The 11409-nt window shown below is 41.4% G+C and carries 10 protein-coding genes and 1 tRNA gene; 6 read left to right on the forward strand and 5 right to left on the reverse strand.

Going from position 1 to position 11409, the window contains the following annotated elements:
• The first annotated feature begins 13 nt into the window (after window positions 1–13).
• Entirely contained in the window at window positions 14–874 is an 861-nt protein-coding gene (panC, locus tag E2H97_RS15215; RefSeq protein ID WP_133407921.1) for a pantoate--beta-alanine ligase, read from the forward strand.
• Between the two features lie 85 nt (window positions 875–959).
• Here panC and E2H97_RS15220 read toward each other — a convergent pair whose 3' ends face one another.
• Window positions 960–1394: a hypothetical protein gene (locus E2H97_RS15220; RefSeq protein WP_133407922.1), complete on the reverse strand. Its 435-nt coding sequence runs from the start codon at window positions 1392–1394 to the stop codon at window positions 960–962.
• Window positions 1395–1558: 164 nt separating this feature from the next.
• Here E2H97_RS15220 and E2H97_RS15225 point away from each other — a divergent pair, with 164 nt between their 5' ends.
• Window positions 1559–2059 (forward strand): DUF4124 domain-containing protein, encoded by a 501-nt coding sequence (locus E2H97_RS15225; RefSeq protein ID WP_133407923.1) that lies wholly within the window; start codon window positions 1559–1561, stop codon window positions 2057–2059.
• A gap of 3 nt (window positions 2060–2062) precedes the next feature.
• Here the strand turns inward: E2H97_RS15225 and E2H97_RS15230 are convergent, their stop codons facing one another.
• Genes E2H97_RS15230 through metJ form a run of 3 tightly spaced genes read right to left on the reverse strand, consistent with a single transcriptional unit; the run spans window position 2063 to window position 3353 of the window.
• The gene (locus E2H97_RS15230; protein ID WP_133407924.1) at window positions 2063–2536 is read right to left on the reverse strand and encodes a DTW domain-containing protein; all 474 of its coding nucleotides are present in this window, start codon (window positions 2534–2536) and stop codon (window positions 2063–2065) included.
• Between the two features lie 15 nt (window positions 2537–2551).
• Window positions 2552–3046, reverse strand: a complete 495-nt coding sequence (locus E2H97_RS15235) for a SprT family zinc-dependent metalloprotease (protein WP_246029012.1) — start codon at window positions 3044–3046, stop codon at window positions 2552–2554.
• On the reverse strand, window positions 3039–3353 hold the full coding sequence (gene metJ, locus E2H97_RS15240) for a met regulon transcriptional regulator MetJ (RefSeq protein ID WP_133407926.1): 315 nt from the start codon (window positions 3351–3353) through the stop codon (window positions 3039–3041). The genes E2H97_RS15235 and metJ overlap by 8 nt, the downstream gene beginning before the upstream one ends.
• Before the next feature lie 220 nt (window positions 3354–3573).
• On the opposite strand from metJ, the gene E2H97_RS15245 reads away from it, so the two are divergent.
• The 3 genes from E2H97_RS15245 (at window position 3574) to E2H97_RS15255 (ending at window position 8827) form a co-directional block, all read left to right on the forward strand.
• Window positions 3574–4824 (forward strand): sensor histidine kinase, encoded by a 1251-nt coding sequence (locus tag E2H97_RS15245; RefSeq protein WP_133407927.1) that lies wholly within the window; start codon window positions 3574–3576, stop codon window positions 4822–4824.
• Window positions 4817–5341, forward strand: a complete 525-nt coding sequence (locus tag E2H97_RS15250; RefSeq protein ID WP_133407928.1) for a response regulator transcription factor — start codon at window positions 4817–4819, stop codon at window positions 5339–5341. Before E2H97_RS15245 ends, E2H97_RS15250 begins: the two co-directional genes overlap by 8 nt.
• Window positions 5342–5461: 120 nt before the next feature.
• Window positions 5462–8827, forward strand: coding sequence for an ankyrin repeat domain-containing protein (locus E2H97_RS15255; RefSeq protein ID WP_133407929.1), 3366 nt, complete (start codon window positions 5462–5464; stop codon window positions 8825–8827).
• 64 nt (window positions 8828–8891) lie between these two features.
• Here E2H97_RS15255 and E2H97_RS15260 read toward each other — a convergent pair whose 3' ends face one another.
• A complete protein-coding gene (locus E2H97_RS15260) occupies window positions 8892–10949 on the reverse strand; it encodes a TonB-dependent receptor (protein WP_133407930.1) in 2058 nt (685 codons plus the stop codon).
• 355 nt (window positions 10950–11304) lie between these two features.
• Between E2H97_RS15260 and E2H97_RS15265 the strand changes: the two genes are divergently transcribed.
• A tRNA-Leu gene (locus E2H97_RS15265) sits at window positions 11305–11389 on the forward strand.
• The last annotated feature ends 20 nt before the right edge of the window (window positions 11390–11409 follow it).

The following is an 11409-nucleotide window of genomic DNA, read 5'->3' on the forward strand; positions in this document are numbered from 1 at the left end:
TGGTGAGTTAGCAATGCAAGTTACAGCAAAACTCACCGAACTTCGTGAGCAAATTCAGACGTGGAAATCCAAGGGAGAGACTGTTGCCTTTGTTCCGACCATGGGCAACTTACATCAAGGTCATTTGTCTCTCGTCGAGACAGCCCTTAAACATGCCGATCATGTCGTGGCTTCGATTTACGTAAATCCGCTTCAGTTTGCCGCTCATGAAGATTTAGACAGCTACCCGAAAACACTTGAAGCAGACTTAAAGGCTTTAGAGGGAGTGGGAACTGCATTGGTGTTCACTCCAACCACGGATTTGATCTATCCGAAAGGACCTGAAAACAGCACTAAAGTAATCGTTCCTGAAGATGTGATTGGTCACTGCGGTGAAAGTGAAAGTCGCCCTCACTTTTTTATTGGTGTTGCCACAGTCGTCCTCAAGCTGTTCAATATGGTTCAGCCTGATGTAGCCGTATTCGGTCAAAAAGACTATCAGCAGTTAGCTATCATCAAAAATATGGTGAAAGACTTAGATCTGCCCATCAAAATCATTGGTGTCGACACGTACCGTGAAACTAATGGTCTTGCCATGAGCTCTCGTAATAATTACCTTACCGAGGAGCAAAGAGAAACAGCAGCCGCTATTAGACAAACCTTGGACTGGTTGATTGAAGAAGTTCAAAACGGATTAGCAATTGAAACCGCCATTGATCATGCTAAAGCATCATTGGTGGAATCGGGGCTAAAACCGGATTATTTGATTGTCCGCCATGCTGATACTCTTGATGAAATTACCCCAGAAGATGAGTCATTGGTGGTATTGGTCGCCGCTTGGCTAGGTAAAGCTAGACTCATAGATAATGAGTGTTTTACAAGAAAAGTAGATTAAGCTGTAAATGGCACGACTATCACAATCGTGCCATTTCATAATCAATCACCTCGCCACAAGAGGTGGGGCATTTAATCCTAAGTGATTAAAGCTTATCTTCAAATTGCTTCCAATCAATTTGAATGGCTTCATTCACCAAGTCCATTCTCGCACTCACTACGCCATCTAACTCACGTAATTCCAGTTTAGAAACCGTCTTGATCACTTTCGAATTTTGCTTGCAATGATAATCCAATTGATGCTTAAGGTTATCTAAATCTGTCATTGCCGTCATGGTATTGGGAATAGCCTTGATAAAACTTCCATCAGTCACTTCAGGCTCGCTCTTCATTAAATCAACATGTTGAAATAATGAAAGTAGACGACTTTCAGTGTCCTTTAAAAATTGATCTATGCGGAAAATATGCCCTTGAACGGCGAGTTGGTTAGTGGTGAGTTTACTACCACGGTTTTGACCTTGTTGTTGACGAGATAACAGTTGCTGAATGCTTGATGGTTTAATGGATCCGACGCTCATCATACTTCCTTGTACTTCATTTTCGGATGACAAAATCTGAGTATAGTCAAAAAATTAACATTTTCTGTAAACCGTCAAATTTTTGTATTATGCTTGAACAATATGATGGATGTTAGAGCAGGATGAAGCTCTAACTTAATGGACACACCTGAAAGGAATCAACAACAATGGCTAGGTTTGCGGTTACTTTACTGATGCTATTTTTCTCCCATGCAGCTCTAGCCAATAGCTTTCTAAAATGTACTCTTGGGGAAAAAGTCGTTTACACTCAAACCACTTGCCCAAATGGTTATAAACGCCAACAAATTGAATATCAATCTGGCATCATCAATGAAATCGACCTTGATAAAGAATCCAGTAAAGAAGATCCTCTAAAAGTTTTATTAAGAAAAGGCACCGTGAGCCGAGAGAAACTGTTAAAGCTCATTCGAAGCGAGATCATTCGCTTAAAACGAGAAATCAGCTTCAATAAAGTGGTAAAAAGCGGTGAACTACAAGAAATTGAACGTAACCGTTATTGGCAAGATATCCCCGCCGACAACCCCAAATACCTTGATAAAATACAGCAAATCCACCAGCACTTTGATTCTTTAAATGCCATCAACCAAGCCAAAATTAAAGCACTGTCTAAGCATTATCTACAGATTGATGAAAACTCAAAAAGCTAAAGCCTAATTTTTTTCAACATTAGCGACAAATTCAATCAATTTTGACTGTAATTGATCCGCTGCTGTTGAAGATCCTTTTGCTTTCAACAGCTCAATAACACTTTCAGCCGTACATAAACCATTCTGGCGCTGATTTCGTCTTAACTGGTAAATAGACTGAGCTGAAGTTTCAATCTTCACTTTCGGAAGGGCTTTAAGGTAAGGGCTTTTATTGTACATCTTCTGAGCTTCTTGCCAGGTACCATCAAGGACGATGTAAGTTTCAAAATCGCTTTCTTTAGATACAACTTGACTATCCTCAGTAGGGTAAAGCAAAGCCGCTGTGCCTTTTTCAATGTGTTGCAGTACTTTGTGGTCTGGGTTTGTTCTTTCCCACACAACAACACTTGCTTTTGTTCCTAATTCCTCAACCACCAAAGCGCCTGTATTGGTCTTTTTAGACACTTCTCTTTGATGGGTCAACAAAATGATATTCATACAAAAATGCCAAACCTATAAGCTTGTTAACGTCTGCAAACAGTTTTTACACCGATAAGAAGCCAGATTGCGCACCACTTTGTTATGGCGTCGAATCGTGAGCTGCACAACGCCACAACCACATTGATAATCCACCGTTTGTTGCGGACGATAAACAACATCAAAACTGTGAGTGGTTTTCGGTTGTTGTTGGTACAGATTCCACATCAAGCTTTGCCATTCCTTACCATGAGGCTTCACTCGTCCATACAGTTGATGACATAACAAATGACAGATCTCATGGGGCACGACTTCATTAATAAAATCACAGCCGTTTTCTTGAAGCATTTGTTGATTAAAGCGGAGTTTATTGAGGTGAAGATGTGCCATTCCAGCACTTCGACCACTGAGCTTAAAACTGATCTCAGGGCGAGGAAATGAACGCTGCAACACCTGTTCTGCTTGTTGATAGCACAACTCAACCTGATGCAGCGTTTGTTCAAATAAGGCTTCTAAAGAGGAATTACTCAAGCTCTTCCCACTCGATCCCCATTTCATCCATCAATTTTTTGGCTTCAGCTGGAATGCTATCTGGTTGGCTTTTTGATAAATCTTCATCGGATGGCAGTGGTTGCCCTGTATAGGCATGTAAGAAAGCTTCACACAGTAATTCACTGTTAGTGGCATGACGCAAATTGCCAACCTGACGACGGGTACGCTCATCGGTTAACACTTTTAACACTTTTAGTGGAATTGATACGGTAACCTTTTTGACCTGTTCACTCTTCTTTCCGTGTTCTGCGTATGGACTGATATAGTCTCCGTTCCACTTGGTCATTGCTTCACCTTTTTAGCTTAATTATTAGAGAAGGATTTTATACCCTTACCATTTGTAGTCAATTATAACGCGATATTCACACTGAAAAAATCACAATTCTTTTCAATTTTTTACCAAAAATTGTCTTAAGACATCTTTTGTTATTGAGTTACTGTTATCATTTAAGCCTCAACGTTTTCAAAAAAATATTTACTATTAAAACCAAAAGCTTGCAAAAAACATGAATGCCTTAAACATTAATAAGCTTGAGCTAATATTAACCTTCTCTCGTTATCTTGGATGGGGGTTTCGCCTTATCCTCAGTTATGCATTAAGCGACTGGTTTGGGCTAACGCATCAATCTTCGATTTTGATGTATTTGTTTATTATTGAACTCGGCTATTTACTCATCAGTCATCGTAAAATCAACCAGCTTAAGGAGTTTGGCTCACAACACTTATACCTGTTACTGATAGATAATAGTTTTTGGTTGGCGTGGCTGTATCTCACTGGCGGGGCATCTAACGCCTTCATTTCATTTTTGCTAGTGCCCATTGCCATCTCCAGTATCACCATGTCGCCAGGAAAATCTTGGCTGTTTAGCGGTATGAATTGCATTGCTTATAGTGTGATGTTGTATTTCGATCCCCACATGAAACATATGGCGCAAATGGGTATGAGCTCCCATTACATTGGTATGTGGCTGAACTTTATTTTATCAGTTGTGGTACTCAATACAGGGTTGGTATTATTTTCCAGAAAACTGAAGCAACGGGACTCTCAAGTCAGCGCCATGCGGGAGGCACAACTTAAACAAGAGCAGCTCGTTGCCTTAGGAGCATCATCAGCGCAAATGGCGCATCAATTAGCCACTCCCTTATGCACGATGCGATTATGGCTAGACGAATTAAAACAGTCCCCCTCAGAGCAAGCACTAGAAGAATTAGGAAATAACTTGTCTCGTTGTGAATCGAGCCTTCAAGAATTACGACTGGCTACGGATGCCATTCGCGATGGCAAAAAACGTCAGGTAGCGGTCAATAATTTACTTTATGATGCGAAAAAGAAAGCACAGTTACTGTTACCTCAGTGCCTAATTGATTGGCAAATCAATGAAAACAACTCATCGGTACTGAATATTGACCATGGTATATTACCCGCACTGTTAACCCTGATAGATAACGCAGGCAAAGCGTCAAAAGCGGCAATGTTACAAGCAAAGCTTGAAATATCAACGCAGCACAATCAAAAAGATGAATGCCAAATACTCATTCGCGACTTTGGCAGTGGCATTGATGAAAGTTTACGCCCGTACTTAGGCAAACAATTTGTCCAAAGTGAAAAAGGACTTGGCGTTGCATTGATGTTGACGCATGCGAGTTTAGAACGGAACTTAGGGTCTTTGAGCTTAAGTCAACACCCAACACAAGGCTGCATTGCCACGATAACTTTACCTACAATCTCGAACACTAAAGATTCAAACCATGAATAAACTGCTTATTATTGAAGACGACACCAGCTTAGCCTTAATTTTACAAAGACGTTTAAGTAGTCATGGATTTGAAGTACAAGCCTGCCACGATAGAACTCAAGCCTTGTTACTAGCAAGACAGCATTGCCCTAGCCATATCTTACTGGATATGAAACTCGAAGAGGAAAACGGATTAAACCTAATACAACCTCTCAGAGCTATGCTGCCTAAAGCGAAAATTGTGCTACTCACCGGCTTCGCCAGTATTGCTACTGCCGTTGAAGCGATTCGTTTAGGCGCTGATAATTATCTTGCTAAGCCTGCCGATACACAAACCTTGCTAATGGCGTTAAACGAACAAAAAGTCGATGTTGATGAACTCGTTAATGAAGATGTCACTATGAACCCTAAACGTCTAGAATGGGAGCATATTCATCAAGTTTTAAACGCAAATGATGGCAATGTATCGGCAACGGCAAGACAGTTAGGAATGCATCGCCGTACATTACAAAGGAAACTCGCTAAAAAGCCCAGTTAGGATACAAAAAGTAAACTTCCAGCTCTGTATTAAAGGTTAATTATTTTTAATATACAGAACTAAACGTATTTACAGCTTTCTGAACTAACCATTGCACTTATGATCTTGTGAGGAAGTACAATGGCTGCAGCAACATCAGTAACGGTCGATACATCAACCTATGTTTTTTGCGACCCAATCAGCACGACAATCGAGATTAAAGGACAAAGCTACTCATTTTTAGAAGGGTTTAAAACATTATTAGATTCATCTATACGTTCTCTCGGCCCTAGAATGGATGGTTCACACTGGAATGCCCTTAAAAAATTAAGCAATCAAGTCCATCAACTCGACGAAAAAGTGTTTTTAGCAGAAGACTTTCTCACAGATACTTTTCTTTTCTTGCAAATGCTCAATGACCCAAGCATTGCGGAACAAGACAAACAATCAGCCATAAAAGTATGGTTTGCACCTGGTTGTAATATTTGGGAAGAAAAACCCTGCGCTAAGACTGCTCTAATGGCTTTAGTCATATGCTCATCAAAAGGTGAGCAACTGCTACAAGCCACAGGTCAAAAACTAGTAGCTAACGCCGTAAATGGATGGCTCATTGCAAATGCCGAGAAAACATTTAAACAGCCGCTTTCAAAAGGGCAAATAGATTACTTGATCAACACCATTTGTTATCAATGTGGTTTTATTGCAGTCAAGCCCAAAAGCTTACCCTTTACACAAAGAATATCTCAACAGAAAGAAGTCCTACTGCAGTGTAAAGCATGGGCCAGCGCTTGGTTACAACCCTACTTTGTTTCACACCAATTATGTCGTACTGCATCTCACTCACATGCCACTTTACCCAGTGGATTTCTCGACCTTATGTGCAAGCCACCTGAGTACGATGAATGTAGCAAGTTGCCGACAGAAGTACCATTAGAGAAGCAATTTCAAGCTCAGCAATTGTATTTCATCCAATCTCTCTTTCACAAAGTCACTTCAGACCAACCCGAGGTTCTGATTAACTTTCCTCAAATGGCTTCCGAGCAAAAAACGTCTGGCACGATATTAAAAATGATGGGCAGCTATGTTTATGAATCGGCAACCGAAGGCATAAGGACTGTTAAGGCCGATGATATCGTTAAAGCCGATTTTTCATCCGATCCTCACACAAGTTTTATTCTTGCAGCTCAAATCATCGATAGTGCCGAGAGTTTAGAAGAACTGGTCAAGTTATTCGAACATCACCCATACCTTGCTAAGCTTCCACAACCTATGACTTCAGCTCTGACACAGAAAATTTGTGATCGACTTTGTTTTTTAAATAAAGATAGAGCGCTAAAAGTGCTTACTCCTTACATGTGGCAGCGAGATTTTAGTCGGCTCAACTCAATGGATTTAGCTACAATTTGTGACCAGCTTATCCAAGAACACTACTTCCAAGTCATGACTCAGGCTCAGAGCTTGGGCACCTTTTGTCACAGTGCGTGTAAGTGTATCTTTAACGTTCAATGTAGCCAAAGCATCCGTCAAGCTCGACTACAAAGCTTAAATAAGCAATTTTCTGCGCTCTATACCAAAGCGGAGCGCTTTCAAGCTCAGCTACTTGAAATAACAAAAACATACGCCCACTCAGCGGCCCTAATTACACACTTACATTCAAAATACAAAGCCTGCTTAACCGAGCATGTTAATGCCCTAACTCATGCCAATGAGCTAGCAGAAATAGTCACCACTCATGTGCTCTCGCTTATGTCAACATCACAATTGCAAGAGGCTTGTGCTCAAATTGTCTTAGCCAGACAAAAGACGCTAATAGGCAGTGGGGCAATTGCATTACAAGATATGCAACCTTGGCAAAACTGGTGTAAAACGCCATGCATGAGAGCATCATTACAAAGCAATTTCTCTCTTGTTCTAGAACGGGAAGTCGAACATGTACGCCAACTTCAGCAGTTGCAAACAGTCACGCATTTTGCTGGTATGTACTGTCATTTATTGAGTGAGGAACAATATCAAAACCTAACCTTTAAGCTCTGTAATAAAGCCCAATTTTTAATTGAACAGGGTAACTTAGCCGCCAGTAATGGAACCGATTGGCTGTCCAACTTAACCCTTGATGAAGTTAAGCTGTTCCATCTAGAACTCGGCGAACCTGAGTTGGATAAGCAACGTTTACTCAGATCACAAACATTAAGCGCGTTAGCTGAAAACGATCCGAGTTTAAATGATGTTAAAACATTAAACCTAATGCCAGATTCATTTTTTGAGCAATGTAATAACACCATCAAAGCCAATGTGTTGCTTAAAGCAGTATCTGAATCACAACTGACCTTGACCAAACGACTTATTGCAGTAAATACCAATTTAGATGTTCAAGATAAAGACAAAAACAATCTGCTGATAATAGCCGCAGCTAAAGGCTCCGAAGATATTGTTCGCCACTTACTTTCTTTAAATCATTACTCTATAAATGTGACCAATTCTCAAGGGCAAAATGCACTTCATAAAGCATTATTCAGCCAAAGCGCTCAGGTAGTAACCCAAATCCTAGCTGTTGCGGATGCAACGACATTAGAGCAAAAATCAGCGGCTGGATTCCGTCCATTACATAGAGCTATTTTGGTAGATAACCCTGAATGTCTGCACCTTTTATTGAAAAATAAACCAAACTTGGAGATCCAACTCGTAGGAAAAGATGACCAAGAACGACAAGGCCCAATGCATCTTGCTTGCCGATGGAAAAAGCCAGCTTCGCTATCAGTGTTAATTGAGCTTCACCCAGAGCTTTGCACTCAAAAAAGTTCTTTAGGATTCACTCCCCTAGCAACGGCGGTCAGGCATGGTGATGTCAAGGGTGTGACTCAGCTTATACAAGCTAAGTGTGATACTGCTACTCAAACCGCAAAAGGTGAGAACCTCATCCACTTAGCCGCGAGAAATACTCAATGTGAAGCTGTGTTTGAAATCATTTGGGATCTGCCTGAGCTCAGAGCCCAAAGAACACAAGAAATCAACGGACTGCATGTGTTAGAAGTTGCCATTCAAACCCATCATCACCAAGCATTTGATACTTGTCTCAATTCAGGTCTGTTTAAATTATCGCAATGTAAAAATGGTCTAAACCTAATCCAATATACGGCTAAACATGGTGATGCTCATACCATGTCCGAAGTAATTGATGTTGTTTGCCTCGGGCAAAGCTTAAATGACAATACAAAAGGCACATTTGAGCAAAAAACAGCGCTCGATCTTGCGAATAATGAAACTCGACAAGTGCTTGTTGATAAAGGGGCCAAGACCTATCGAGCCATTCAAGATGAAATCAGAAGAAAACGAGAAGAAGAAGAGAGTCATCGTAGATATGTTGCAGGGTTAGAAAGTGACAACCGTCGATTAAGTGAAAGAGTTAGCCAATTAAGAAGCGAACTATCAGATGCTGAAAGCCGAATAAGTTATGCAAAATTCAATATGAGAATGAATGGAAACTGGCTAGGCGCATCTATGACTTAATGTTCGCCATTGTGCTCCTTGGTCAAAAGAACTAAGGAGCACATAGGGTTTATCTCAGGAATATCTAAAAGCTATAAAGCAGAGAAGCCCAAACTTGGCGTCCATAACCCGGTAAACGTTCACCAACAGCAATGTCACTGCCCATCACTCGGTTATAGCCAGCAAGGTGATTTTGGTATTCCTTATCAAATACGTTGGTTACGCCCGCCTTGATTAACCACTGATCAGTTTCATAAGCGGCAAGTACATTCATGATCCCATAACCTGCTGTGGCTTTTTCGTTTTGGATATTCGATACCTTATCTTGCTTAGCCGCTCCTCGCCAAATCAGTTGTGAACGCCAATTTTGGTGTTGATAATTTAACGATACCGAGCCAGAAAGTGGCGCCAAACGATACAAATTATCTTTAATATCGGTACGCTTACCACGAGTGTAACTGCTGATCATCGCCAGCTGCCAGTTATCATTAAATCGATATTGAGCCTCGACATCAAAGCCATAGAGTTTAGCGTCTGTGTTCGCAAACATTAACGGTTGGCTGTCTCCCATCATTTTTGCCACCATTTTGACTTTAGGATCAGTCGCAGTGACACCTTGCACATAATTATCAATCTTTTGCCAGAACACTCTTGGCGCAAGGTTGAGTGGCCCTGAACTGAGATCAACACCAAACTCAAGTTGATAAGCGGTTTCCAGCTTTAAATCAACATTGCCAATGTAGGTGTGCCCATCAGCGAGACCACCTGTCGCTTGCATCGGTATCCACAAATATCGCTGCTGATAACTTGGGCTGGATTGTTTACGGGCAAGGCTAGCACGCCAGTTAATTTCATCGTTTTGCGCATATAACCACTGAGCAACGAGATCAACACCTGTTTGGCTCTGACTTCTGTCCGCTTGGTTAAACTTGTCCATTAAGGCTTTAATATTCGGGTTCATCATCGCCATAGAGTGACTGACTTTCCCTGCATCATTGTGGTACTGCTTAACTCGAGTACCTAACTGCCAGCTATGGTCACCATAGGTTTCAGACCACTGAGCAAAAGCACTGAGAGTTTGTGATTCGACCTCTTTAAAGTTATCCACTTTCATCATTGGATTGTTAGGGTTGGTGATCAAAGAATCATGAACGCTCTGCTGAAAATCCAAGCCAAATTCCCACTGTTCAAGTTCAAATGCCACACTGGCATCAACACCTGTACTGTCAGCACGGTTATAGCGAGCCATCATTGGAGATTTGACTGGACGCAATAAGCTGTTGGACATACCGTGACGGGCGTTTTGCCAGCCGATATGCCAGTTCATTTCTCCCCAACCAAATTCAGAGTTGCCTGAAACCTTGTAACGATCGGTATCGATAAAATCAATATCCATTGGCAGTGCAGGACTGGCTGAGTTCCCCGTATTGACCGCGCCATAGCTAAGCATAATTTTATGCTCTGGTGTAAGCTCAATCAGATATTTTGCACCAAATTGCTGTTTATCGTATTCACCTGGAACAATTTTACGACCCGCGCCATCTTCTACAGCATCATTACCTTTAGCTTGCTCATAATGCAATAGCACTGCTTGCTCACCCCAAGACAAATTAGTGATCGCCCCCAGCTGTGATTGCTCGCCATTATCTGTAAACTGACCCAGCACATGCGCCCACTGATCACCCACATCAGGGTTAACCGTATTCACCTTCAAGCTGCCACCTAAGGTATCCACGCCACTGCTGACAGGGGCAATACCTCGGATCATCTCAATGGATTCCGTCATTAATACACTGGCGTAACTCATTGGTGCATCCATGCTATTTGGGCCCGCGCCCGCCAAGGTTAGGCCATCGACTTGAGTTGCAATACGGTCACCATACAAACCACGATATTGAGCAATTTTGCTAATGGGTCCATTGGCGTTCACATTTGCACCCGGTAAAGAAGTCAAGAGATCAGCCAAATCACTGGTGGGAATAGCATAATTAGGAGAAGTAACCGCTTGCTCGGTAACCTTATCTTGCTTGTATACATGACCGCGAACTTCAATCACTTCATAAACAGGATCGGCCTCGGCCCAAGCATAGTTAGAAATCGCATACATGGAAACCAGTAAGGCACTTAAAGAATTTAATCGCATTGTTAAACGCTCCTTATCATTTTGTAGGGAAATTTTGCGCTTGTTAACACTCAACCTCAATCAATTAACAACAAACTGCGACACTATGTCGCAGCAAAAAAAACGATATAAATCATTAAATTGAATTCACATTTTGTTGCCTTGACGAAAGTCAATTTGACAAGCATTTTTTAGGAAAAATGGCGTTAGAAATTAGGTGAGTAGGAAGTCTCAATGGAAGTGAAATCAAATCAAAATGACGGAATTTCATCCGCTTGAATGTGAAAAAGCGAATAAACGATGGAAAGCCCTTGCCAACACAAAATCCGTGGGTATAATTCGAGTCCACTGTTAAGGCAATAGCCTGACGATAAATGCCAGAGTGATGGAATTGGTAGACATGACGGATTCAAAATCCGTTTCCTTCGGGAGTGTGGGTTCAAGTCCCACCTCTGGTACCATCATCTTAAAGATGATACAA

Source organism: Parashewanella tropica, from assembly GCF_004358445.1.
Taxonomy (GTDB): Bacteria; Pseudomonadota; Gammaproteobacteria; order Enterobacterales; family Shewanellaceae; genus Parashewanella; species Parashewanella tropica.

Excerpts from the sequence above, each read along its gene's own strand:
- panC (WP_133407921.1), top strand. The coding sequence starts at position 14 with ATGCAAGTTACAGCAAAACTCACCGAACTTCGTGAGCAAATTCAGACG.
- E2H97_RS15220 (WP_133407922.1), bottom strand. The coding sequence starts at position 1,394 with ATGATGAGCGTCGGATCCATTAAACCATCAAGCATTCAGCAACTGTTA.
- E2H97_RS15225 (WP_133407923.1), top strand. The coding sequence starts at position 1,559 with ATGGCTAGGTTTGCGGTTACTTTACTGATGCTATTTTTCTCCCATGCA.
- E2H97_RS15230 (WP_133407924.1), bottom strand. The coding sequence starts at position 2,536 with ATGAATATCATTTTGTTGACCCATCAAAGAGAAGTGTCTAAAAAGACC.
- metJ (WP_133407926.1), bottom strand. The coding sequence starts at position 3,353 with ATGACCAAGTGGAACGGAGACTATATCAGTCCATACGCAGAACACGGA.
- E2H97_RS15245 (WP_133407927.1), top strand. The coding sequence starts at position 3,574 with ATGAATGCCTTAAACATTAATAAGCTTGAGCTAATATTAACCTTCTCT.
- E2H97_RS15250 (WP_133407928.1), top strand. The coding sequence starts at position 4,817 with ATGAATAAACTGCTTATTATTGAAGACGACACCAGCTTAGCCTTAATT.
- E2H97_RS15255 (WP_133407929.1), top strand. The coding sequence starts at position 5,462 with ATGGCTGCAGCAACATCAGTAACGGTCGATACATCAACCTATGTTTTT.
- E2H97_RS15260 (WP_133407930.1), bottom strand. The coding sequence starts at position 10,949 with ATGCGATTAAATTCTTTAAGTGCCTTACTGGTTTCCATGTATGCGATT.